Source organism: Bacillota bacterium (genome assembly GCA_040757085.1).
Classification (GTDB): domain Bacteria; phylum Bacillota; class Sulfobacillia; order JACIYH01; family JACIYH01; genus JACIYH01.
Genome location: JBFLXJ010000017.1, coordinates 164,880 through 188,170 on the forward strand (window position 1 = coordinate 164,880; position 23,291 = coordinate 188,170).

Here is a 23,291-nt window from a genome sequence, read left to right on the forward strand (position 1 = left end):
TAGCCATGAAGCCCTTCCGTTTCCGCTTCGAAAAGGTGTTGCACATCAGGCAGACCAGGGAGAAGTCCAGCCGTAGCCGCTTTGCCCTGGCCCTGCGCGCCTGGCGGGCGGCGGAGAAGGCCCTGGAACGGGCACACACCGATCATCAGGATGCCCTGGAGGCCATGGCCACGGCGCGGGCGGGGGGCAACCTGTCCGAGGTGCTGCTCCTGGAGCCCGGGATCAGGGCTACCGCCAGCCGCCTGCGCCACCAGGCGGAGCGCACGCGGGAGGCGGCTCGGGAGGCATCTCTGCGCAGGGAGGATCTGGTGGTGGCAACCCGCGCCCGGCGCGTGGTGGAAAAGCTGCGCGAACGCAGGCGCTGGGCCCATCTTTACCAGGAGAACTGGGAAGAGCAGAAACACCTTGACGAAGTTGCCATCCAGTTCACCGATCGGGTGAGAAAACCCACGGAAAGGAGGTGATACCTTGGACCCCATCGTTACGGCAGAACTTCTGGATGCTGGCGTCGTAACCCTGCCCGCCGTTCCGGCATCCGGCAAGGCCCAGCGCCCCTCCTGTCCCACCGGGGACTTCGACCTGGCGCTGGCCGCCCTGCTGGGGCCGGTGGCCCTGGTCCTTGCCGGACAGTCCAGCTCGGTGCTCCCCGGGGACCCTCAACCTGCCCTGTCGCAGAATCAAGGTGCCACGCGGGACGGCAAAGCGAACCCGGGACTCGCGCCGCCGCCTCCCGGGGTGCCCGGCGCAGAGATACCTTCATCGACCGTCCAACCGATCGCTGCAGGGCCTGCCACCGCGACTGCCTCCGTTCCCCCGGAGGCGAGGTCAGCATCTCTGGTACCCGTGCCCGCAGGTGGGACGGCGGTACCGGGTGTTGCCGGGGGTGGCGAGGCACCGGGGCGCCCTGACGGGCGGATGGATGCCCGCCTGGTGAACGTGCGGATCACCGGCTACGTGCCTGCTGGGCAGCCCGAGAGGCCGGCCGTCGCCCCCACCTTACTGCCGGACCAGCCCGCCATGGCCCCGACCTTGCGTCTGGGCCAGGGTGCATTACCCCCGGCCGCCCCGGCTGGGGGTGAGATGGGCCCGACTACGGGCCTGACGGTGGCAGGAGCGGGCCAGGCCGGGCTGCCCCGACCTGACGCGGGGGCGCCCGCGGGGAGTGATGCAGTGGTTGCGCCCCCGGGGAGTGATGCGGTGGGTGCGCACGGTTCCGTGCAGTCGGGCGTTGGCGTCGCCAGTGCTCCGGAGGACAGGGGCACACGGAGTGCAGTTGATCAGCCCAGTACGGCCGGGTCTCGCGAGGACAAGGCTGTCCTGCGCGACAGCACCGGGCAGGACCGGAGTGCCGGCGAGCAGCGAGAGGTGGTGACCTATCGTGCGGGTGCCGAGCCCTTGCCCGCGGTGACCGGCCGGGCAGAGCAGGAAGCGACGGGGGTATCCCCGCGGGGCTCCGACGTGCCTCTTCCCCGGCAGCATCCCGGGGCGGTGCCGCGGTACGGTGACTGGCCCGGTCACCGGCCTGCCGAGCTGGAAGTGCATATTGACGGGGGTGATCTGGGGCCGGTGACCGTGTGGGTGGCCGAACGCCACGGGAAGGTGGCAGCCCGCTTCGTGGTGGAGGATGGTAACGTCTCCGGCCTCCTGCAGCGGAACATGCCCGAACTGCAGGCCCGCCTCGAGCAGGCCGGGCTGGTGGCTGGCCAACTGGAAGTGTCGCTGGGAGAATCCGGATACCGCGATCGCCGATCACCTCCTGACGCCTGGCGAGGGCCTGACCGGCTGGGGGGCGTCGGGCCGGGTCCGGGGCGGCTCCGGGCCCCTCCGGTTACACTGGCGGCCACGTCGGGCCGGGTGGCCCGGTGTCCGGGGACCGGTGTGAGCAACCTGGACGTGCTCATGTGAAAGGTGGTGATACCGTGTATGTGAATGGAGTGGGTGGTCCCCGAGAAGCAGTGCAAATCTCCGCAGGGGTCACGGGCAGGCTGGGCAGCCAGGAATTCCTGCGCCTTCTGGTGGCTGAGCTTCAGCACCAGAACCCCCTGGAACCCCTCAAGGACCGGGACTTCATGGTGCAACTGGCGCAGTTCAGCAGCCTGGACACATTGCACCGTATTGAAGCGGAGCTCAAATCACTGGGCCAGGCGCAGCAGGCCCTTTTGCTGACTGGCCAGCAGGCGCTGGGTCGGCTGGAGGCCGGTGCCGGGAGCCTGCAGGAGATCGGCGCCAGTCTGAAAACCCTGCAGCGCATCGAGGATCACCTGGCCAGGCTGGTTGAGGTGCTGGGCGGTGCGGGGGAGGCTAACCCATGAACGTCCGGGGGCCGCTTGATCCTGGCATCGAGCATTCCGTCGACCGCCTGCGCGGTGTGCCTTCCCTCACCGGTCGCAGTGCGAGCCGGGGGCGGGAAGGTGCGGTTGCGGCAGCTCCGGGGTCCTTCGCCCGCGTGCTAGCCGAGACCGTGGCCGGGCTGCGCATTTCCGAGCACGCCCGCCAGCGCCTGTGCTCGGCTGGGATGGGTGCGCACGATCTGGAGGCGGTGGGCCGGGCCGTGGAAAAGCTGGCCGCGCACGGCGGCCGGGAGTCCCTTGTGATGTATAAAGATGCCGCTTTCCTCGTGAGCGTGAGGAACCGGACTCTTATCACAGTGGTTCCCGCCCACCGCATGCGGGAGCAGATCTTCACCAACATCGATAGCGCTGCCTTCGTGAGCAGCGAGGACAATTCATCCGGGGCTGGACCCGCATGGGAGGCCACCGGAGAAAGGAGGGCATGACCATGTTGAGGTCGCTTTTCGCAGGCGTGTCTGGCCTGCGCAATCACCAGATCCGCATGGACGTGATCGGTAACAACATCAGCAACGTCAACACGGTGGGGTTCAAAGCGGGGAGAGCCACCTTTCGGGAGATGTTCAGCCAGTTGCTGGCGGCTGCTTCCGCTCCCCAGGGAGGGCGGGGAGGCACCAACCCGCTGCAGGTGGGTCTGGGCGTGTCCCTGGCTTCCATCGATACCGTGCATGAGCAGGGTAACCTGGAGTCCACCGGGGTGAGCACCGACCTGGCCATCGACGGGGCCGGCTTCTTCGTGGTCAGCGATGGTAGCCGCACCTACTACACCCGTGCCGGTGCCTTCTCCTGGGACGACAAGTACAACCTGGTGACGCCGTCCGGGCTCAAGGTCATGGGCTGGCTGGCTCAAAGCGGCGTGCTCCCCGCCAACCGCACCAGGGTGGACCTGAAGCCCATCTCTCTGTCCGACGTGCAGTCCATACCCGCCCGCGCCACCACCGAGATTAAGTTCACCCGCAACCTCGACGCGACCGACATGGGTACCTACACCCTTTCGGCCAATTCTCTCAACCTCATCCTGGACGACGGCGACCCCGCCACTGCGCAGGTGACGCGGAAAGTCACCTTTGAGCTATCGCCCACCAGTGAGTTCAACAAGTGGCGATGGAGATTGGCCGGTGACGGTGTCCAGTTCTCCTTCAACGGTGCTGACTGGCTGGGTGCTGCCGACGGGTACATCTGGTTTGACGACGCGGGGAAAGTGGACCGGGTGACCGATCTGGCAGGCAATGACCTGGGGAACCTGGACCCCTCCGATCCGCAGCCGGAGGTGAAGGTGCGGGACGCGACGGACACCAGGCAGGTCGACTACGTCAATTTCCCGGCGCCGGGTACGGACAACAAGGCCTCGTGGGCCATATTCGGGACAAATGACCCTTCGGCCAGGATTACGGCGACGTATGAGGATGCGCGGCGGGTGACCTCCATTACGGTGATAGGGGCCAAGGGGGAGACATACAGCGTAATCACTACGTTCACCAAGGTCAACGACAACACCTGGGATTGGGTGGCAGCCGTTAAGGACTCTGCCGGGGCCGATGTGGTTCTCACCGGCAAGCCCCACAGCGGGACGGTTACGTTCGACGTGAGCGGGCGGGTTGACCGGGTAACCGGCGATCTGGTCCAGTTCGGGGCAGCGGGGTACGCGCCCATGACCGTGGAGATGGACTTCTACGGCCTGACCCAGTATGCCACCGACTATACGGCACTTGCATCGGAGCAGAACGGGTACGGGCCGGGTGAGTTGGTGTCGGTGACGGTGGACGCCAAGGGGGTGGTGATGGGATCGTACTCCAATGCCCTATCGTGCCCCCTGGCGCAGGTGGCGCTGGCCAGCTTCTCCAACCCGGCCGGGCTGGTGAAGCGGGGAGAAACCCTGTACGAGGGGTCGGCCAACTCCGGAGAGGCCCAGGTGGGTGATCCCGGCACCGGCGGGCGGGGCACCATTGCCCCGGGGTCGCTGGAAATGTCCAACGTGGATCTGGCTCAGGAGTTTACCAATCTGATCATCACCCAGCGGGGATTCCAGGCCAACTCGCGGGTGATCACCACGGCGGACGAGATGCTGCAGGACCTGGTTAACCTCAAGCGGTAGTGGGCTGTCGGCTTGGGGCCGGGTTGCGGGCAACGGCGGGGGCTGAGGGGGTGACGGGGTGATCCGGGTAACCAGGCTGAACGGGCATGAGATGGTGCTCAACGCCGACCTCATCGAGACGGTAGAGGCGACGCCCGACACCGTCATCTCCCTCACCACCGGCCGCAAGATCCTGGTTAGGGAGGCCCCCGAGGAGATAACGAGGCGGGTGGTGGCCTACAGGCGGGCCATCACGGGGCGTGGGTGGCGCGGCACGCGACGCCGTAAGCCCTCCGCAGGCGACGGGAACGCACGCACGGGAGGAGACATATGGGCGGGGTAGAGGACGGCGTGAGCGGAGGGGAAGGTGAGGTGAGCGGGTGGTGAGGAAAGCGGGCATCAGAAGGCTGTTCTTGTGGCTGATGGTGGGGGTGCTGGCCCTGGGGGCCATGGGGGGTGTTTCCTACCTGGTGGGGAGCCGTTTGCTTGCCTCGTCCGGCAGACAGGCCACTGCTCAGGCGGCGGAGGGTGTCCTCTTTCATGCCGGCAAATACCTCACGAACCTGCGGGACGACGGGGGGCGGCGGTACATCAGCGTGGGTATCACCCTGGAACTCTCCCACTCCCGCATGGCCAGGGAACTTGAGGCCAAGAAGCCTTTGCTGGAGCATACCATCATATCCGTGCTGCGCGACAAGACTTACGGGGAACTGGAGGGTGAAGGGGGGATGCTGGCCCTCGCCCGCGACCTGGCTGACCGTATCAATGCCATCGCGGAGTCGGGGAAGGTGCAGCGCATCTTCTTCACCGAGTTTCTGATCCAGTGAGGGGGAGGGGCAAGGTGGAAGTCCTTTCCCAAAAAGAGGTAGACGAACTGTTGCGGGCCCTGGCCTCCGGGGAACTGGGGGGCAAGCCTGCCCGGCGGGAAGGGCCGGTCATCCGGCCTAGCGTGCGGGTGTACGATTTCCGGCGTCCGGACAAGTTTTCAAAGGATCACTTGCGCACTCTCCAGATGGTGCACGAGAACTTCGCCCGCGTCTGGACAACCGTGCTTTCCGCCCAGCTGCGCACCATGGCCAGGGTCACCCTGGACGCCGTTGAGCAACTCACATACGACGAGTTCCTGGCTTCGGTGCGCAACCCGGCGGTGTTGTGCCTGGTGAGCATGGAGCCCCTCCCGGGGCGCCAGATGGTGGATATCCACCCCGCTCTGGCGTTTCCCCTCATCGACCGCCTGCTGGGAGGGTTGGGGACGGCCGAGGTGGGCGAACGTGCCCTCACCGACATCGAGGTGACGGTGATGGAGAGGGTGGTGAGCGGGATGCTCTCTGCCCTGGTGGAGGCGTGGCAGGGCCTGGTGGCGTTGCGGGCACGCCTGGATTCCATTGAGGCCAATCCCCTTTTTGCCCAGGTAATCCCTCCCAATGAGGTGACCGCAGTGATCACGTTGACGGCGACGCTGGGGGAAGCGGGGGGCTCGCTGCGGCTGTGCCTCCCTTACTCCTCCCTGAAGCCGGTGCTGGGACAGCTCACCGCTCATCGCTGGGCAGGTGGGGGGGAAGTGCCCCGGGTGGAGGGAAACGGGGCCAACCTCCGCGATGTTAGGGTAGAAATGTCGGTGCGACTGGGAAAGGCTACCCTCACCATAGGCCAGTTGCTTGGCCTTGAGCGGGGGGACGTGATCAAGCTCGGACAACCCGTGGGTGAGCCACTGACGGTGTACCTCGGTCCCCGCGCCGCCTTCCGGGTGCGACCGGGCCGGGTGGGGAATCGGGTGGCAGTGCAGGTGGTGAAGGTGCTGGCGGCAAGGGGGGAGGACGACGATGAGTGAGGGTGCCGGCGACAAGGAGCGGGCAGGCAGCGAGCGGGTGGTGGTGGAGAAGGCAGAGTTTGAGGAACTGGCACCCGCTTCCGGTCGGGGCGAAGGGGTGAGCCTGGACCTTCTGCTGGATGTTCCGCTGCAGGTTACCGTGGAACTGGGGCGGGCCCGGCGGGCGGTGCGGGACATTCTCAGCCTGGGAGTCGGCTCCATCATCGAACTGGACAAGCTGGCCGGGGAACCAGTGGATGTTCTCGTCAACGGCAAGCTGGTGGCCCGCGGGGAAGTAGTGGTGGTGGACGAAAACTTCGGGGTTAGGGTCACCGACGTGGTATCCACCGCTGACCGGGTGTCTGCTCTCAGGTAGGCGCCCGGATGGTCCCATCTGCTGTCAACCGAAGGGTCCTGATGCAAGGAGGGACGCCCGGGTGAGGTCTCCGGAGGGAAACGGTCAGGCGGTGGTGGTGGAGCGGGCCCGCTTCCTGCGGGAGAAGCTGGTGTCTCTGCTGGGCCGGGCCGGCTGGCAGGTGGCGGGGGCAGCCGGGGACGGTCTGCGGGCCCTGGAAGTCATCCGCACCTCCCGGCCCGACCTGGTGGTGCTGGATCTGGTTCTCCCCGACATGTCGGGAACGGAGCTGATCAGGGTCATCAAGGCGGAGGTCCCCTCCTGCCGTGTGGTGGTGTGCTCAGCCCTGGTGCAGGCCACGTGGGTGAAGGCAGCCGTGGAGGCGGGGGCGGACGACTTCGTGGTGAAACCGGTGGACGAGAGCAGATTCCTGGCGGCGGTGACCAGGGAGCCCCGCCAGGTGCTGAGCGAGCCGGCGTGAACCCCGCGTAAGCGTAGCGGGAAGGGACTCTTGGCGGCGCAAAGAAGGGGCGTGGACAGATGGGGTGGGCACTGTTGCAATTCCTGGTCTTCTCGCTGCTGGTGATTGCTCTGGCGTACACCTCCGCCCGGTACTTCGGGCGGCTCAACCTGCCCCGGGGTAACCACCTGCACCTCGTGGAGACCATGCCCCTGGGTGGTAACCGCTACCTGTGCCTGGTCAGGTTCCGGGACCGCTGGATGCTCCTGGGTGTGGGGGAGGGGGTTTCCCTGCTCGCGGAGATGCCCGCCAGCGAAGAAGCGACTCCGGTGCCGGCAGGGCGGAGTTTCCCTGACGTGTTGCGCCACCTGATCTCGCGGAAGGGACGGGGCCTCATGCTGGGCCTCATGGTCCTGGTACTGCTGGCGGGTGCCGTGGTGGGGTCGCCGGCTGTGGCGCTCGCGCAACTACCTGGGGCACCGGCCCCGCAGGACAGCTGGCCTTTGCCCCGCGTCACTGTGGGCGTGGAGCCGGCGGGTGGGCCGCAGGGGTTGACTCTCACAGTTCAGATCCTGATTCTGCTCACTGTGCTTTCCCTGGCTCCCGCTATCCTCATCATGCTCACTTCTTTCACCCGCGTGGTGGTGGTGCTTTCCTTCCTGCGCAGCGCCCTGTCCTTGCAGCAAATGCCCCCCAATCAGGTGCTGGTCGGACTGGCTCTCTTTCTCACCGTGTTCATAATGGCCCCGGTGTGGCAGGACGTGAACCGTGATGCCCTTCAACCCTACCTGGCCGGGGAAATCGACCAGTCTCAGGCCCTGGCCCGGGCAGAGGCACCCCTGCGTGACTTCATGCTGCGCCAGACCCGCCCCCAGGATCTGGCCCTGTTCTTGCGTCTGGCGGGACAGCCCCAGCCCGCAGGTCCGGGGGACGTGCCGCTGTGGATGCTTGTGCCTGCATTTGCTACCAGCGAACTCAAGACCGCCTTTCAGATGGGATTTATCCTCTTCGTGCCCTTTCTGGTCATCGACATGGTGGTGGCCAGTACCCTGATGTCCATGGGGATGCTGATGCTGCCTCCCATGATGGTGTCTTTGCCCTTTAAGCTGCTCCTCTTTGTACTGGTTGACGGTTGGGATCTCCTGGTGCGCTCTTTGGTGACTTCCTTCCACTGAAGTGCTCGACGTTGCGGCCACGGGGGAGGAAGGACTGCCAGGGCTCGGGTTGGGAAACGGGAGATGACGGACGAGCTAGGGGTGAGGGAGATGACGGACGGGTGGGTGATGGCGCTCGGTCGGGATGCCCTGGTCACCGTGCTGCTGGTGGGGGCTCCCGTGTTTGCCCTGAGCATGGGGGTGGGTCTCCTGGTCAGCCTGATCCAGGCTACCACCCAGCTCCACGAACAGACCCTGGCTTTCGTCCCCAAAATCGTGGCGGTATTCATAGGATTCCTCCTCTTCGGGGGATGGATGCTGCGGGTGCTGGTGGCGTTCGCCCAGCGAGCTTTTGCCCAACTGGGCAGCGTGCCCTGACGACGCCATCGGCCCCCGGCCGATGGCGTCACCCGAAGAGGTACTGGTGCCGGGAGCTGCGATCCCGGGGGAGCCGGGACGGGAAGGAGGGGAGAGCGGTGGCCGGGTTGCTGGGGGCACTCGTGAGCGGGATGCCGGTGTTCATACTGGTGCTGATGCGCCTGACCGGGCTGTTTCTGGCCGCCCCCTTCTGGTCGAGCCGCATGTTCCCCGTCACCGTGAAGGGCTCCTTGTGCCTGTTTCTGGCCCTCACCGTGCTCCCCACCGTGGACGCTTCCCGCGCCCCCGTTGCCGCCCTGCCTCTGGCTCTGGCCGCGGTGCGGGAGCTGGCCTGGGGGGCCCTGGCAGGATTCACCGCCTCTCTGTGCTTCGCCGCCGTACAACTGGCCGGGTACTACCTGGACTTCGAGTTGGGGATGGGGATCGCCAACGTGGTGGATCCCACGTTCGGAGCGCCAGTTCCGGTGGCGGGTACTTTCCTGTACCTGCTTTCCCTGGTGGTTTTCCTGGGTGCAGACGGGCACCACCTGCTGCTCTCGGCCCTGGTGCGGAGCCTGCAGGTGGTTCCCCCGGGTACGCCCGTACTTTCCGAAGCCGCCGGGGAGGCTTTGGTGGCCCAGGCGGGAGCCATGTTCGTCCTCGGCCTCGAGCTGGCTGCCCCTCTGGTCCTTCCCATGTTCCTGGCCAACCTGGCCTTGGGGCTGGTGTCCCGCACGGTGCCCCAGATGAACGTATTCGTGGTGGGCCTGCCCCTCAAGACCTGGCTGGGCGTCCTGTTCCTGACCCTGGCTCTGCCCGCCTATGTGGCGGTCTTCGGAGGATGGCAGGAGAAGGTGGGGGAAGCGCTGCTGCAGGTGATGATCCCGGCCGCGGGGGGCGGAGGGCCATGAGGCTGCAGTTGCAGTTGTTCGCCGAGGATAAGCCCTTCCCGGCCACCCCCCGCAAGCGGCAGGAGGCTCGCAAGCGGGGCCAGGTATTCCGCAGCCAGGAAGCCACCGCTGCCGCCGTGGTGCTGGCGGCGCTGGTGGCCTGCCGGTACTTCCTCCCCCTGGCCGCGCAGGCATGGCAGGACATGGTCTGCGCCCTGTGGAGCCGTCCCCTGCCCGACCTGGACTGGGACAACCTGGCCCTGGTGGTGGTCCCGGCCGGGAGGGCCCTGGCCCTGGGGGCCTTGCCCGTGATGGGGGTGGCCCTGCTGGCAGGATTGGCGGTGAACCTGGGGCAGGTGGGATTCCTCTTCAGCACCGGGCCTCTGTCTCTGGATTTTGGGCGTCTCGACCCGGTGCGGGGACTCGGGCGCCTCTTTTCGCGACGCAGTCTGGCGGAGTTACTGAAGGGGCTGCTGAAGGTGACCATCGTGGGGTACGTGTGCTACCTCACGGTTTCCTCCCGCCGGGAACTCCTGGTCACCCTTCCCCTGCTCCCCCTGCCGGAAGCCCTGCGCACGGCGGGCCAGGTGGCGTACCAGATGGTGCTCTGGGCGGGGGCGGGATTCGTGATCCTGGCGGCGGCAGATTGGTTTTACCAGCGCTGGGAATACGAGGTCAGCCTGCGCATGTCGCGTCAGGAACTTAAGGAAGAGTTCCGGCAGACGGAAGGAAACCCCGAGTTGCGCGCGCGCATCCGCCGCCGGCAGCGGGAAATCAGCCGGCTGCGCATGCTGGCCGAGGTGGCCCGGGCGGACGTGGTGGTGCGCAACCCCACCACCTACGCTGTGGCCCTGCGGTATGACCCCGCCACCATGGACGCCCCTGTGGTGGTGGCCAAGGGCAAGGGGCACCTGGCCCAGCGCATCATCACCCTGGCGCGCAAGCACTGGGTGACGGTGGTGGAAAACCGGCAACTGGCCCAATCCCTCTACAGCCTGGTGGAGGTGGGCCAGGCCATCCCTCCTCAGCTTTACCAGGCGGTGGCCGAGGTACTGGCCTTCGTGTATCGGCTCACCGGGCGGCAGATCGGGGGTGGCGATGATGGCGGTCGTTAAGCAAGGGGATCTGGCCCTGGCGGTAGGGCTGGTGCTCGTACTGGCCATGCTGGTGGTGCCCATGCCTCCCCTGTTGCTGGACCTGCTGCTCTCCTTTAACCTGGCCTTTTCCCTGCTGATCCTCCTGGCCACCACGTACCTGCTCCGCCCCCTGGACCTGGCCGTGTTTCCCTCTTTGCTCCTGGTGCTGACCCTTTTCCGGCTTTCCCTCACCGTGGCCTCCACCCGGCTGATCCTCCTCGCGGGGGAGGCCGGGCAGGTCATCGGTCGTTTCGGGGAATTCGTGATCGGTTCCAGCCCGGCCGTCGGTATCGTCGTATTCCTCATTCTCGTGCTCGTGCAGTTCCTGGTGATCACCCGGGGGGCGGAACGCATCGCCGAGGTGGCGGCCCGCTTTACCCTGGATGCCATGCCGGGCAAGCAGATGGCCATCGACGCTGACCTGCACGCGGGGAACATCACCGAGGAGGAGGCCCGCGAGAGGCGACGCCTCATAGAGCGCGAGGCCGACTTTTACGGGGCCATGGACGGTGCCTCCAAGTTCGTGAAGGGGGATGCCATCGCTGCCCTGGTGGTGATGGCCATCGACGTGGTGGGAGGCCTGCTGGTGGGCGTGTTGCAAAGGGGGATGCCCCTGGGCGAGGCCTTCAACCTGTATGCCCTTCTCACTGTGGGGCAGGGACTGGCCATCCAGATACCCGCCCTGCTCGTCTCCACCGCCGCCGGTATGGTGGTAACCCGCTCCACCTCGGGAGCCAGCCTCGGCGAGGACCTGGGGGCCCAGGTGCTGGGGTATCCGCGCGCCCTGGGGATAACAGCGGCGGTGGTGGCCATCATGGGCCTGGTGCCCGGGCTGCCCCACCTGCCGTTTTTGGCGCTGGGGGCGGCCCTTGGGGGCCTCACCATTACCATTCGCAATCGGCAGCGGCGGGAACAGGCTGAAGACGAACGGCGGCGGCGGGAGGAGGAACTGGAGGCCATGCGCCGCCCCGAGAGCATCTTCAACCTGATGCGGGTGGATCCCCTGGAAGTGGAACTGGGCTATTCCCTCATCCCCCTGGCGGACGCCCGACAGGGTGGGGACCTCCTCGAGCGGGTGGTGATGATAAGGCGCCAGGTGGCCCTGGAACTGGGGGTGGTCATTCCCCCCGTGCGGGTGCGCGACAACATCGCCCAGCTCGGCCCGAATGCGTACAGTATCAAGGTCCGCGGCGTGGAGGTCCAGAGCGGGGAGCTGTACCCCAACCGGCTGCTGGCCCTCAACCCGGGGGATGCCGACGCCGAACTGCAGGGGATTCCCACCCGGGAGCCGGCATTCGGCCTGCCCGCCCTGTGGATATCGCGGGAGGACCGGGACCGGGCCGAACTGGCCGGCTACACGGTGGTGGAGCCCTCGGCCGTCCTGGCCACCCACCTGACCGAGGTGATCAGGGCCAACGCCCACCTCCTGCTGGGACGTCAGGAGGTACGGGAGATGCTGGACGCCATCAAGGAGACTCACGCTGCCCTGGTGGAGGAACTCGTCCCCGGGCAGCTTTCCCTGGGAGAGGTCCAGAAGGTGCTGGCCAACCTGGTGCGGGAAGGGGTGTCCATCCGCGACCTGGTCCTCATCGCGGAAACCCTGGCCGATCACGCTCGTACCAGCCGGGACACCGAGTTCCTGACTGAGATGTGCCGGCAGGCCCTGGCCCGCGTCATCACCCGGCAGTTCGGTCTGGACCGGGGACCGCGACCGGTGGCCACCCTGCACCCGGAGGCCGAGAAGGCCATCCTGGAGGGGGTGGAGGCGGCCGGGGGAGGTTTGCCGGCGCTGGATGCCCGGTCGCTGCAGGGCCTGGCGCGGTCGCTCACAGCCGCCATGACCAAGGTTGCGAGCCGCGGCCACACTCCCGTCCTCCTCTGCCAGGCCGCCGCCCGGCCCCACGTGCGTCGTCTGGTGGAGAAGCTGGCTCCCCGCATGACCGTGCTCTCCTATGCCGAGCTGGATGAGAAGGCACAGATCGAACCGGTGGCCACGGTTACCCTTTCCGGAGACAGCTGATGGGAGGTGAGGACATGCAGGCCCGCGCTTTCCGGGCGTCTACCACTCACGAGGCGCTGGCCCTGGTGAGCAGGGAGCTGGGACCCGACGCCCTCATTGTGGAAACCCGGCGGGCGGCGGGGAAGCAGGTGGAGGTGCTGGCCGTGCCCGGCCCCCGGGGATTCTGGGACCCGGGCTTGCTCCCCGCCCTGCTGGCTCACGGGGTGGACCTGTCCTTCGCCCTGGAATTGGTGCTTTCTCCCCATCCCGCCCAGGCGCTGGGCGCCCACCTGGGGCGGGTGAGGCTGCTGGAGTGGCCCCGGGACCGCCGGGTGATGGCGGTGGGCCCTACCGGGGCGGGCAAAACCACGGCCCTGGCCAAACTGGCGGCGTGGACCCGGGCCCACCACGGCTGCCGGGTGGGGCTGGTGAACCTGGATACGGTGCGTCCGGGGGCCCAGGAGCAGAGCCGGGCCGTGGCCCGCATGCTCGATCTGGAGGCGGCCACCTGCGACGTGGATCACCTGGAGGGATTGCTGCAGGGGTGGAGCCAGGTGGATCTGATCCTCGCGGACACGCCCGGGCGCAACGTGTGCCTGGCCAGCCACCGCCAGCAAATCGAAGCCATGGTGGCCAGGTTCCAACCGCAATTGCTGCTAGGGATCATACCGGTGACGATGGACCGGCACGACGCCCTCGCTTGGGGTGACTTCATGCGGAGTCTGGGCTGCGATGCCCTCCTTTTCACCAAACTGGACGAGAGCAGCCGCTGGGGACTGATCCTGGAGATGGTGGCGAAGACCGGGTTGCCCCTCAGCTACCTGACCAGTTCCCAGGACGTGTGGCAGGGCTTCGAGCCCGTGACGCCGCAGCAGCTGGCCAGGCGACTGCTGGGGGAGGCCGCGTGATGAGAGGGTTGGCGTGAGAAGCGCCAGCGTGAGACGCATCACCGTGGGGGGCCTCTGTGTAGGCGAAGGGTGGGGTGGCATGTGGAGGACTCGTTGCGGGAGGGGCAGCGCGCCATCCTCAGGGTGGGGGGTGGCACCCGCATGTACGTGGTGAGGATCGAAGAGGTGCGTGAAGACGCCCTGGTTCTTTCCGCACCCGTGCGCCTCGGGCATGTGGTTCCCGTCAAACCCGGCACCGAGGTGGAGGTGCAGTACCACCAGGACGATACCATGTACGGCTTCCATACCAGGGTGGAAGACTTCCGCCCCGGTCACCTTCCCCTTATCACCGTCGCGCGGCCCACCCAGATCCGCACGGTCCAGCGGCGGGAGCACGTGCGCTGGCCGGTTTCTCTTAAGGTGGTGATCGCGGTGGCAGATGGAGAGCGGGAGGTTGCCGGGCGCGCAGTGGACCTCAGCGGGGGCGGGTTGGCGGCGGATTTGCCAGGGGAATGGCAGGAAGGGCAGGAAGTGCGGGTGCGCTTGTGCCTTTCTGCCCAGGAGATCGTCGAGGCAGGTGGCCGGGTGGTAAGGGTGGTGCGCCCGCCGGCACCTGCTGCTCCCACACGGTACGGGTGGCGGAATACGGTGCTGCGTCCCGCGCGGGTTGCCTTCGAGTTCACGTGTATAACCCCGGGCGCCCGCGAGGCGATCATCAGGTACATATTCTCTCGCCAGCGGCAGTTCCTGCGCTCAGGACACGTGGGGCGAGACTGGGGGGCGGGATGATGGGTGCCCAGGCCCAGGTACAGCAGTTGTGGGAAAGGTACAAAAGTCAGGGGGACCAGAGGGCCCGGGAGGAACTGGTGCTACGTTACCTCCCCCTGGTGAAATTCGTGGCGGGGAGGGTGCGCATGACCCTGCCCGCCTTCGTGGATGAGGACGATCTGGTGGGATACGGGGTCCTGGGCCTGCTCGATGCCCTGGGTAAATTCGACCTTGCTCGCGGGGTCAAGTTCGAGACGTATGCGGTCACCCGCATCAGGGGTGCCATCCTGGACGGATTGCGTGCGCTGGACTGGGTTCCCGCCCACGTGCGGCAGCGGGTAAGGGAGCTGCAGGGAGCGTATGCAAAGCTGGAGACGCAGCTGGGCCGTCCCGCCAGCGAGGAAGAGGTGGCGGCAGAAATGGGCATCACCATGGCAGAGCTGTCTCAGCGCATAACGGAGGCCGCCTCCACCTGTCTGGTATCCCTGGAGGGACTGTGGGCAGCGGAAGCCAGGGAGGGGCCCGTCCTCTCATCTTTGCCGGACCACGGGGCTCCTGATCCGGTGGAGATAGCGGAATGGGAGGAGCGCAAGAAAGTGCTGGCCTGGGCCATAGACCGGTTGCCCGACCGGGAGAGGCTCATCATCACGCTGTTCTACTACGAGGGGCTCACGTTGAAGGAAATATCCCGCCTGCTGGGTGTTTCGCCAGGACGGGTCTCCCAGCTTCATGCCCAGGCCATGTTGCGGCTGAGGGCGAGCATGGAGCGGGCCGACCGCGAGGGGATAGCGAAAACACTGGGCGCAAGGGGGTGAAACCGGTGAAGTCGATGGATTGGCAGATGGCCATCCCGCGTTCCCCGGATGTGGGGCGGGTGCAGCAGGTGGCTGCCTTGCACGGTGAGGGCACTCAGGAGTACCTGGAGCGGGTGGGCCAGGTGCAGGCGCGACAGACTCCCCGGGTGAAAGACAACGCCGGCCCTTCTGCCGTGCGGGATGGGTCGGGCCGGCCACGGCAGCAGCACCGGCGTGATAAGCGCCGCCATCCGCACGCGAGTGCGAATCCGGCGCCCGAGCAGGCGGCCCACCTCGACGTCCGCGTTTAGCATACCTGCCTTCTCGCACGCCTGCCGACGGGCGGGCGCAGGGTCCTCGGGGGCGGGTTCGGGCCGAGGCGGGCCGCTTCGTTGCTGGCGGTTGGAGGTTGTGGTATACTTTGCGGCGGCGCCAGGCGGGGGTCCAGACAGGGCGCCCGGCCGGCGCAAGATTACACACGCCTTCTGACTGGGGCAGTAGGTGCCGGCCCGGGGCGATGGCCGAGATCCGCAGCGTAGGGGGCCGGTTCTGTCCGGGGTGAAGGAGGCGGAGGCTAACCAGGGGGTAGCATCATGCCGGTATTGTCCATGAAGCAGTTGCTGGAAGCAGGGGTGCACTTCGGGCACCAGACCAGGCGGTGGAACCCGAAGATGCGCCCCTACATTTTCACGGAGCGGAACGGCATCTACATCATCGACCTGCAGAAGACCGTCCGGCTCCTGGACGAGGCCTACGAGTTCCTGCGGGACGTGGCTTTTCAGGGGGGAAGGGTGCTGTTCGTGGGCACCAAAAAGCAGGCCCAGGAATCGGTGGCCGAGGAGGCCCGCAGGTGCGGTCAGTTCTACGTCAATCAGCGCTGGTTGGGGGGCACCTTGACAAACTTTCCCACCATCAGGCGCCGGATTGAGCGGCTCATGCAACTTGAGGAAATGGCGGAGTCTGGCTACCTGGCCCGCCTGCCCAAGAAAGAGGTCGCCCGGCTGGAGCGGGAGCGATCCAGGCTTGACAAGTACCTGGGTGGGATCAAGGGCATGAAGGAACTTCCCTCGGCGCTGTTCGTGGTGGATCCTCGCAAGGAGGCCATCGCGGTGAAGGAAGCTCGCCGCCTGCGCATTCCCATCGTGGCCATCGTGGACACCAACTGCGACCCGGACGAGGTCGACTACGTCATCCCGGGCAATGACGACGCCATTCGGGCGGTAAAACTCATCACGAGCAAGATGGCGGACGCTATACTGGAAGGATTGCAGGGGGTGCAGGTGCTTCCCGCCGAGCAAGTGAGGGAGGAAGGCGCATGAGCGAGAAGGTCAGGCAGTTGCGGGAGATGACGGGGGCAGGGCTCCTGGATTGCAAGAAGGCTCTGGAGAGCGCGGGCGGCGACATGGAGCGTGCCGTGCGCATTCTTCGGGAGAAGGGGCTCGCCCTGGCGGCGAAGAAGGCTGGCCGGGAGGCCTCCGAAGGCATTATAGATGCGTACATTCACCCCGGTTCGCGTCTGGGGGTGCTGGTGGAGGTTAACTGCGAAACCGATTTCGTAGCCCGTACCCCGGAGTTCCGGGAGTTCGTGCACGAGGTGGCCATGCAGATAGCGGCGATGAACCCGACCTACGTCTCCCGGGACCAGGTGCCCGCGGAGGTGCTGGAGAGGGAGAAGGAAATCCTGCGCGTGCAGGCGGAGGCCGAAGGGAAGCCTCCCCATGTGGCCGAGAAGATCGTGCAGGGGAGGCTAGAAAAGTTTTTCCAGCAAGCCTGCCTCCTGGATCAGCCTTACATCCGCGACGGTCAGGTTACCGTGGGGCAACTGCTCACCCAGCTCATTGCCCGGGTGGGCGAGAATGTCGTGGTCAGGCGCTTTGCCCGTTTTGACCTGGGCGAAGCCAGTTGAGGGGGCTTCCCCGGTGAAGGCGCGTTACCGCCGGGTGGTGTTGAAGCTGAGCGGGGAGGCTCTGGCGGGTAGCCTGGGCCGGGGCATCGACCTGGATTTCCTGGACGGTATGGCGGCCGAGATCCAGGAAGTGACCGAATTGGGCGTGCAGATCACCATCGTGGTGGGAGGAGGCAACATCTGGCGGGGAGCGGAAGGGAGCGCCCGGGGCATGGACCGGGCCACTTCCGACTACATGGGGATGCTGGCCACCGTCATCAACTCCCTGGCCCTCCAGGATGCCCTGGAACGGCGGGGCCTGGAGACCCGGCTGCAAACGGCCATCGAGATGCGCGAGGTGGCGGAGCCTTACATAAGGCGGCGGGCCATCCGTCACCTGGAGAAGGGCCGGGTGGTTATCTTCGCCGCCGGGACGGGTAACCCTTATTTCTCCACGGATACCACGGCCGCCCTGCGGGCGGCGGAGATCGGGGCCGAGGTGCTCCTCATGGCCAAGATGGGCACGGACGGGGTGTACGATGACGACCCCCGCCGGAACCCGGCCGCCCGCAAGTTGGACCGGCTGGGCTACCTGGACATCCTCAACCAGGGTTTGCGAGTGATGGATGCCACTGCCGCTTCGCTGTGCATGGAGAACCGGGTGCCCATTATCGTTTTCGATGTGGGCAGGCCGGGCAACATCCGCAGGGCGGTGCTGGGAGAACCCATCGGGACACTGGTCGGGGGGGAGAATGATGCTCGATGAGGTATACCGGGAAACCGAAGAGAAGATGAAGAAGACCTGCCTCCTCTTCCAGAAGGAACTGGCGGGGATGCGGGCGGGACGGGCTACCCCGGCTTTGCTGGAGAAAGTGGTGGTTGACTATTACGGCACCCCTACTCCCATTACTCAGCTTTGCACCATCACCGTCCCCGAACCCCGGCTTATGGTGGTGCAGCCCTGGGACAGGTCCCAGATCGCTGCCATCGAGAAGGCCATCATGAAGTCGGAACTGGGGATCACCCCCACCAGCGACGGCACTGTGATCAGGCTTGTCCTGCCGCAGCTCACCCAGGAACGCAGGCAGGAACTGGTGAAGCAGGCCAGGCGCTGGGCCGAGGAACAGCGGGTGGCCATCCGCAACCTCCGCCGGGAAGCAGTGGAAATGCTCAGGGAATTGGAGGATGAGGGTCAGATCACCGAGGATGATCTGCGCCGCGGCCAGGAGCAGGTGCAGAAGCTCACTGACAAGTACATCGGGGAAATTGATCGTATACTGGCAGCGAAGGAAAAGGAGATCATGGAGGTTTGAACCCGTGCGATCCGCCCCTGCTGTGGGGACTGCCGCTGGAAGAGGCCCGGGCCCGCGCCCGGGCCGCGGGCTGGCAGGTAGAGTGTCTCCTCACCCGACCTCCCTGGCCGGGGACGTCGGGCGGGCGTGCCATGGTGGTGGGGCAGCGGGTGACGGAGGCGGGTCGGCTGTTACTGATATACGCACATGAAGAGTACCGGCGGGAAAAGAAAGAAGGCAAATAGCGACTGGGAGCAACGCAAGGCCCAGTTGCGGCGCGGGCCCATCCCCCGACACGTGGCCATCATCATGGACGGCAACGGGCGCTGGGCCGTGCAGCGGGGCCTGCCCCGCCTGGCCGGGCACAGGGCGGGACTGGAGTCCATCCGCCAGGTGGTGCAGGCGTGCGCCGAGCTGGGCATCGGTGTGCTCACCCTCTACGCCTTTTCTACCGAGAACTGGAGGCGGCCGCCCGAGGAAGTGCAGGGCCTGATGGATCTCCTGGTTGAATACGTCGACCGGGAACTAGATAACCTGGTTGAGAATGGGGTTAGGGTGCGCGTCATCGGGCATCCCGAGGTACTGCCGGCGCGGGCGCGGCAGGCCCTCGAGCGGGTGCGGGAGCGAACGGCGGCGGGAGAGAAGTTGCAGCTGGTGGTGGCCCTGAACTATGGGGGCCGGCGGGAGATCATCGATGCCTGCCACCGTTTCCTGCAGGATGTGCTGGCGGGGAGGGTGGACCCGGAACTCAGCGAGGAGAAGTTCGCCTCTTACCTGGACACGGCGGGATTGCCCGATCCCGACCTGCTCATCCGCCCTTCGGGGGAACTGCGCATATCCAACTTTCTCCTGTGGCAGGCCGCATACACCGAGTTCTGGTTCACCCCTGTGTTGTGGCCTGACTTCCGCCCCGTCCACCTGGCAGAGGCGGTGGCTGACTACCAGCGCCGGCACCGCCGGTTCGGAGGGCTGGATAGTCCCGAGGGAGGATAGGCCATGTTGAGAACCCGGGTCCTAACCGTAGCCCTGGGGGCCCCTCCCTTCCTGGCCTGTCTGTGGTGGGGAGGTGGGGTGTGGACCGTGCTCGTGGCCCTGCTCGCAGGTGCGGCCGCGGTGGAGGCGATATGGATGGCCGGAAGCGGCCGCAGCCTGCGCCTGGCCGCAGCGGTGACTGCCGTTCTGGCTGCCGGTCTGGTACTGCTCCTGGGGGGATTGCTTCCGGTGCCGGCATCCCTCACAGCGGGTTGGGTATCGTCTCCGGGGGAAAATCGTACCCCCGGCGTTCTGCTGGGAGCTACCACCGTGGTGGTGCTGGTGGTGATGGCCCTGGATGCCGCCATGTACCCCGGGGGAACGCGGGCTCCCGGCATGTTGCTGGGGGTACTGTACCCCGGTCTGGGCCTGGGACACATGGTGCTCCTGCGCCAGGGTGCCGGGGGACTGGGATGGACCCTGTTCTTGCTGGCTACGGTGTGGGCTGCGGACATGGCCGCCTATTTCGCCGGCCTGGCCTGGGGGCGCCACCGCCTGGTGCCCCGGCTCAGCCCGGGTAAGTCCTGGGAAGGAGCGGCTGCAGGGCTTTTGGTTGCCGCGGCGGCGGGGGCGGCGGCCGCAGGTCCCCTGCTCGACCGGGGAGCGCCGCTAGGGGCCCTCCTGGGGGGCGGAGCCGCCCTGGCCGGGATGGTGGGTGATCTGGCGGAGTCGGCGCTCAAGCGCGCCGCCGGACGAAAGGACTCCGGCCGTCTCGTCCCCGGCCACGGTGGGGTGCTGGACAGGTTCGACAGCCTGGCCTTTGCCGCCCCCGTCCTCTACTGGTGGCGAGTTCTGGGAGGGATGTAACTTTAAGAAGGGGCTAAATCCTTTTGCCGTTTCCTGTCTTCTCTCCAGTGCAGTCCTGGTGGGGACGTACGTCTTCGTCCGCTACCTTCTGCCGTACCTGTGGCCGTTTGTCCTGGGGCTGCTGCTGGCCCTCGCCGTTGAGCCGGTGGTGCGGGCCCTGCAGCGGATGCGGCTCTCCCGGTCGGCGGCGGTGATGGTGGCCCTCACCCTGGTCTTGGGTTTCTTTTTCGCCCTCATCACCTGGGCGGTTTCCACGCTGGTGGTGGAAATCAGCAAGCTGGTCGAGGCGTTACCGGAGTATTACCAGACGGCCCGGCAGCTGGTGGATGAACTGACGGCGCGGGCGGGCCAGCTCATGGCCTCTTTACCACCGGCCGTCAACGAGCAAATATACGGGCAATTGGCTAACCTGTACGCTTTCCTGGCGCGGGCGCTTTCTCAGGCCCTGCTGGCCGTGGCCGCCCTCCCGGAGCTGGGCATCGTTACCCTGGTGGCGGCCATCGCGTCGTACTTCATGAGCCGCGACCTGGGCGCCATCGGTACGTTCTTCCTGGGTCTGGTACCCCCGGGGTGGCGGGAACCGGTGGCAAACCTGGCCCTGCGCCTGGTGCGGTCGGTGGGGGAATTCGCCTTTGCCCAGCTCCTGCTCATTGCCCTCACCACCGCCATCACCATGGCCGGGCTGGCGGCCATGAGGGTGCCGTATGCCCTGTTGCTGGGGCTGGTGTCGGGGCTGCTTGACATCCTGCCCGTCCTGGGGCCGGGGCTCCTGTTCGTGCCCTGGATGCTGTACAACCTCATCTGGGGCAAGGTGGGGTTGGGGATAGGCTTGGGCCTGCTGTACGTGGGTATTTCCGTGGCCCGGCAGGTTGCCCAGCCCCGGGTGGTGGGCGAGAGGCTGGGCATCCACCCCCTGGCGGCTCTCCTTTCCATGTACGTGGGAGCGCGCCTCCTGGGCATCCTGGGCCTGGCGGCGGGGCCGCTGGCGGTGATGCTGCTTTCGGCCATGAGGCAGGCGGGCATCCTCACCTTTGGCCAGAACGGGGGTCAGCCGCCGGGGGGGAGCAGGCGGGCGTGAGGCACCTTGTGATCCTGGGAAGTACGGGGTCCATCGGCCGCCAGGCCCTGGACGTGGTGCGCCGGCACCCTGACAGGCTCCGGGTGGTGGGGCTGGGGGCGGGCAGCCGCATCGACCTCCTGTCCGAACAGGCTCGGGAGTTCGGTGCTCAGGCGGTGGCGGTAGCCCATGGGGAGGCGGCGCGGCAGGCGGCACGGGAACTCGCTTCGTGCGCGGTGAAGGTGCTGGCCGGGGACGAAGGCATGCGGGAACTCGCCACCTGGCCGGAAGCCGACACCGTGCTGGTGGCCACCTCCGGGCTGGCCGGCCTGGTGCCCACGCTGGCTGCCCTGGAGGCGGGCAAGCGGGTGGCCCTGGCCAACAAGGAAACCCTGGTGGCGGCCGGTCACCTGGTGATGGAGGCGGCCAGGGGGCGGGAACTTCTACCCGTGGACTCCGAGCACGTGGCCATCCATCAATGCCTGCGGAAGGAAGACCCGGCTTCCGTGCGGAGGATCATCCTCACCGGGTCGGGCGGGCCGTTCCGCACCCTGGACTCCCGCGCCCTGCAGCACGTTACCGCCCGGGAAGCCCTCCGTCACCCGGTGTGGAAGATGGGGCCAAAGGTCACCGTGGATTCGGCTACCCTCATGAACAAGGGACTGGAGGTAATCGAGGCCCACCACCTGTTCAGGGTGGAATTCGATCGCATTGAGGTGGTGATCCATCCCGAGGGCTGGGTTCATTCCCTGGTGGAAATGCAGGACGGGTCGGTGCTGGCCCAGCTCGCTCCCCCGGACATGCGCCTGCCCATCGCCTACGCTCTGTTCTACCCCGAGCGCGTCTCGCCCCCCATCTCCCTGCTGGATTTGGCCGGGCGCAACCTCACCTTCGAACCCCCTCGCGTCCGGGACTTCCCTTGCTTGCAATACGCATACCTGGCGGGTAGAATGGGGGGGACCATGCCGGCCGTGATGAGTGCGGCGGACGAAGTGGCAGTCCAGCGCTTCTTGCGGGGTGAGATCTCTTTTCCCGGCATATCCCGCGTGGTGGGACAGGTGATGAGTGAGCACGTCCCGGGCCCGGCCCGGTCCCTGGAAGAGATCCTGGAGGCCGATGCCTGGGCCCGCCGGCGGGCGGCCGAGATAGCCGGGGAGTGACAGGGCATGACCTTTCTGGTGGCAGTTCTGGTACTTGGCTTACTCATGGTGGCCCACGAGGCCGGCCATTTCCTGGGTGCCCGGTGGGCGGGGATCAGGGTGCACGAATTCACCATCGGCTTCGGTCCCGCCCTTTACCGCCGCCGGGTAGGCGAAACCTGGTACGCCTTGCGGGCCATCCCTTGGGGTGCGGGCGTGCGTATCGCCGGCATGGAGCCGGGGGAAGTTGATGACCCCCGGGGGTTCGCGCGCCAGCCACTGCTCACCCGGGCGGGCGTCATCTTCGCCGGCCCCCTCATGAACCTGCTCCTGGCGGTGGTCTTGTTCACTCTTATCTTTGCCGTGCTGGGGATCGGGCGGGCTACTCTGACGGTGGCCCAGGTCCTGCCCGGCAAGCCGGCCGAAAGGGCCGGGATACAGGCGGGTGACCGCATCCTGGAAATCGAGGGGCGGCGCGTCACCATCTGGGAAGAAGTGGTGGCGATGGTGCAGGCCTCTCCAGGCAGGCCCCTTGCCGTCACCGTGGAACGGGGCGGACTCAGGGAGAACGTGGTGGTGGTTCCTGAGCCGTCGCCCAGCGATCCCCGCTTGGGATTTGTGGGGCTGGCGCCCAGGGTGGAGGTGCAGCGCGATCCCCCGTTGCGGGCGCTGTGGTCCGGGCTGAGGGAGACATACCGGGTGACCATACTCTGGATCAGGGGGATGTTGCTGGCAGTCACGGGGAAAGTGGAGGCGCGCCTCATGGGACCCGTGGGCCTCGGCGAACTCATCGGGCAGGCCGCCCGGGTGGGTCTTTCCTCCCTGCTTTACCTGACGGGAGTTATTTCCGCCAATCTGGCCCTCATCAACCTGGTCCCCATCCCGGCCCTGGACGGCAGCCGGCTCATGTTCCTGGCGCTGGAAGCGGTGCGGGGAAGGCCCGTCGACCCGGCCCGGGAGAACCTCGTGCACCTGGTGGGTTTCGCCCTCCTCATGATCCTCTTTTTGGTGATCACCTACATGGACCTGGCACGGCTGGGGGCGTGA

28 protein-coding genes and 2 pseudogenes are annotated in these 23,291 nt (G+C 66.7%); all 30 read left to right on the forward strand.

Annotated features, from left to right (window positions below):
• The first annotated feature begins 5 nt into the window (after window positions 1-5).
• The 30 genes and pseudogenes from fliJ (at window position 6) to rseP (ending at window position 23,291) form a co-directional block, all read left to right on the forward strand.
• Complete coding sequence (gene fliJ / locus AB1446_05890) at window positions 6-464, forward strand: flagellar export protein FliJ (protein MEW6546435.1); 459 nt, start codon at window positions 6-8, stop codon at window positions 462-464.
• 4 nt (window positions 465-468) lie between these two features.
• A complete protein-coding gene (locus tag AB1446_05895; GenBank protein MEW6546436.1) occupies window positions 469-1,905 on the forward strand; it encodes a flagellar hook-length control protein FliK in 1,437 nt (478 codons plus the stop codon).
• Window positions 1,906-1,919: 14 nt separating this feature from the next.
• Window positions 1,920-2,312: a flagellar hook capping FlgD N-terminal domain-containing protein gene (locus AB1446_05900; protein ID MEW6546437.1), complete on the forward strand. Its 393-nt coding sequence runs from the start codon at window positions 1,920-1,922 to the stop codon at window positions 2,310-2,312.
• The gene (locus AB1446_05905) at window positions 2,309-2,776 is read left to right on the forward strand and encodes a flagellar protein (protein MEW6546438.1); all 468 of its coding nucleotides are present in this window, start codon (window positions 2,309-2,311) and stop codon (window positions 2,774-2,776) included. The genes AB1446_05900 and AB1446_05905 overlap by 4 nt, the downstream gene beginning before the upstream one ends.
• A 2-nt stretch (window positions 2,777-2,778) precedes the next feature.
• Window positions 2,779-4,443, forward strand: coding sequence for a flagellar hook protein FlgE (locus AB1446_05910; GenBank protein ID MEW6546439.1), 1,665 nt, complete (start codon window positions 2,779-2,781; stop codon window positions 4,441-4,443).
• 58 nt (window positions 4,444-4,501) lie between these two features.
• Window positions 4,502-4,765, forward strand: a complete 264-nt coding sequence (locus tag AB1446_05915) for a flagellar FlbD family protein (protein MEW6546440.1) — start codon at window positions 4,502-4,504, stop codon at window positions 4,763-4,765.
• Between the two features lie 40 nt (window positions 4,766-4,805).
• Window positions 4,806-5,249 (forward strand): flagellar basal body-associated FliL family protein, encoded by a 444-nt coding sequence (locus AB1446_05920; GenBank protein ID MEW6546441.1) that lies wholly within the window; start codon window positions 4,806-4,808, stop codon window positions 5,247-5,249.
• Window positions 5,250-5,263: 14 nt separating this feature from the next.
• Window positions 5,264-6,253 (forward strand): flagellar motor switch protein FliM, encoded by a 990-nt coding sequence (fliM, locus tag AB1446_05925; protein ID MEW6546442.1) that lies wholly within the window; start codon window positions 5,264-5,266, stop codon window positions 6,251-6,253.
• A gap of 100 nt (window positions 6,254-6,353) precedes the next feature.
• Window positions 6,354-6,608: pseudogene (fliN, locus tag AB1446_05930) on the forward strand (flagellar motor switch protein FliN).
• Between the two features lie 61 nt (window positions 6,609-6,669).
• On the forward strand, window positions 6,670-7,068 hold the full coding sequence (locus AB1446_05935) for a response regulator (protein MEW6546443.1): 399 nt from the start codon (window positions 6,670-6,672) through the stop codon (window positions 7,066-7,068).
• 59 nt (window positions 7,069-7,127) lie between these two features.
• Window positions 7,128-7,406 (forward strand): annotated as a pseudogene (locus AB1446_05940) (flagellar biosynthetic protein FliO).
• A 36-nt stretch (window positions 7,407-7,442) separates the two neighbouring features.
• The gene (fliP, locus tag AB1446_05945; protein MEW6546444.1) at window positions 7,443-8,222 is read left to right on the forward strand and encodes a flagellar type III secretion system pore protein FliP; all 780 of its coding nucleotides are present in this window, start codon (window positions 7,443-7,445) and stop codon (window positions 8,220-8,222) included.
• A gap of 90 nt (window positions 8,223-8,312) precedes the next feature.
• Window positions 8,313-8,579, forward strand: coding sequence for a flagellar biosynthesis protein FliQ (fliQ, locus tag AB1446_05950; protein MEW6546445.1), 267 nt, complete (start codon window positions 8,313-8,315; stop codon window positions 8,577-8,579).
• A 98-nt stretch (window positions 8,580-8,677) separates the two neighbouring features.
• On the forward strand, window positions 8,678-9,469 hold the full coding sequence (gene fliR, locus AB1446_05955; protein ID MEW6546446.1) for a flagellar biosynthetic protein FliR: 792 nt from the start codon (window positions 8,678-8,680) through the stop codon (window positions 9,467-9,469).
• Window positions 9,466-10,563, forward strand: a complete 1,098-nt coding sequence (gene flhB / locus AB1446_05960) for a flagellar biosynthesis protein FlhB (GenBank protein MEW6546447.1) — start codon at window positions 9,466-9,468, stop codon at window positions 10,561-10,563. The genes fliR and flhB overlap by 4 nt, the downstream gene beginning before the upstream one ends.
• On the forward strand, window positions 10,550-12,604 hold the full coding sequence (flhA, locus tag AB1446_05965; GenBank protein ID MEW6546448.1) for a flagellar biosynthesis protein FlhA: 2,055 nt from the start codon (window positions 10,550-10,552) through the stop codon (window positions 12,602-12,604). Before flhB ends, flhA begins: the two co-directional genes overlap by 14 nt.
• 14 nt (window positions 12,605-12,618) lie before the next feature.
• Window positions 12,619-13,491, forward strand: coding sequence for a hypothetical protein (locus AB1446_05970; GenBank protein ID MEW6546449.1), 873 nt, complete (start codon window positions 12,619-12,621; stop codon window positions 13,489-13,491).
• Window positions 13,492-13,572: 81 nt separating this feature from the next.
• Entirely contained in the window at window positions 13,573-14,259 is a 687-nt protein-coding gene (locus tag AB1446_05975; GenBank protein ID MEW6546450.1) for a PilZ domain-containing protein, read from the forward strand.
• Window positions 14,259-15,053, forward strand: coding sequence for a FliA/WhiG family RNA polymerase sigma factor (locus AB1446_05980; protein MEW6546451.1), 795 nt, complete (start codon window positions 14,259-14,261; stop codon window positions 15,051-15,053). The genes AB1446_05975 and AB1446_05980 overlap by 1 nt, the downstream gene beginning before the upstream one ends.
• Window positions 15,054-15,058: 5 nt before the next feature.
• On the forward strand, window positions 15,059-15,343 hold the full coding sequence (locus AB1446_05985) for a hypothetical protein (GenBank protein ID MEW6546452.1): 285 nt from the start codon (window positions 15,059-15,061) through the stop codon (window positions 15,341-15,343).
• A 282-nt stretch (window positions 15,344-15,625) separates the two neighbouring features.
• Window positions 15,626-16,351, forward strand: coding sequence for a 30S ribosomal protein S2 (gene rpsB / locus AB1446_05990; GenBank protein ID MEW6546453.1), 726 nt, complete (start codon window positions 15,626-15,628; stop codon window positions 16,349-16,351).
• Window positions 16,348-16,938, forward strand: a complete 591-nt coding sequence (gene tsf, locus AB1446_05995) for a translation elongation factor Ts (protein ID MEW6546454.1) — start codon at window positions 16,348-16,350, stop codon at window positions 16,936-16,938. The genes rpsB and tsf overlap by 4 nt, the downstream gene beginning before the upstream one ends.
• A gap of 13 nt (window positions 16,939-16,951) precedes the next feature.
• A complete protein-coding gene (gene pyrH, locus AB1446_06000; GenBank protein ID MEW6546455.1) occupies window positions 16,952-17,683 on the forward strand; it encodes a UMP kinase in 732 nt (243 codons plus the stop codon).
• Window positions 17,673-18,230, forward strand: coding sequence for a ribosome recycling factor (gene frr, locus AB1446_06005; GenBank protein MEW6546456.1), 558 nt, complete (start codon window positions 17,673-17,675; stop codon window positions 18,228-18,230). Before pyrH ends, frr begins: the two co-directional genes overlap by 11 nt.
• Window positions 18,227-18,454 (forward strand): hypothetical protein, encoded by a 228-nt coding sequence (locus AB1446_06010; protein MEW6546457.1) that lies wholly within the window; start codon window positions 18,227-18,229, stop codon window positions 18,452-18,454. Before frr ends, AB1446_06010 begins: the two co-directional genes overlap by 4 nt.
• Window positions 18,417-19,202, forward strand: coding sequence for an isoprenyl transferase (locus AB1446_06015; GenBank protein ID MEW6546458.1), 786 nt, complete (start codon window positions 18,417-18,419; stop codon window positions 19,200-19,202). Before AB1446_06010 ends, AB1446_06015 begins: the two co-directional genes overlap by 38 nt.
• 3 nt (window positions 19,203-19,205) lie before the next feature.
• Entirely contained in the window at window positions 19,206-20,048 is an 843-nt protein-coding gene (locus AB1446_06020; protein MEW6546459.1) for a phosphatidate cytidylyltransferase, read from the forward strand.
• Window positions 19,969-21,126 carry a sporulation integral membrane protein YtvI gene (gene ytvI, locus AB1446_06025; protein MEW6546460.1) on the forward strand — a complete coding sequence of 386 codons (1,158 nt, stop codon included), beginning with the start codon at window positions 19,969-19,971 and terminating at the stop codon, window positions 21,124-21,126. The genes AB1446_06020 and ytvI overlap by 80 nt, the downstream gene beginning before the upstream one ends.
• On the forward strand, window positions 21,123-22,265 hold the full coding sequence (locus AB1446_06030) for a 1-deoxy-D-xylulose-5-phosphate reductoisomerase (protein MEW6546461.1): 1,143 nt from the start codon (window positions 21,123-21,125) through the stop codon (window positions 22,263-22,265). The genes ytvI and AB1446_06030 overlap by 4 nt, the downstream gene beginning before the upstream one ends.
• A gap of 6 nt (window positions 22,266-22,271) precedes the next feature.
• A complete protein-coding gene (gene rseP, locus AB1446_06035; GenBank protein MEW6546462.1) occupies window positions 22,272-23,291 on the forward strand; it encodes an RIP metalloprotease RseP in 1,020 nt (339 codons plus the stop codon).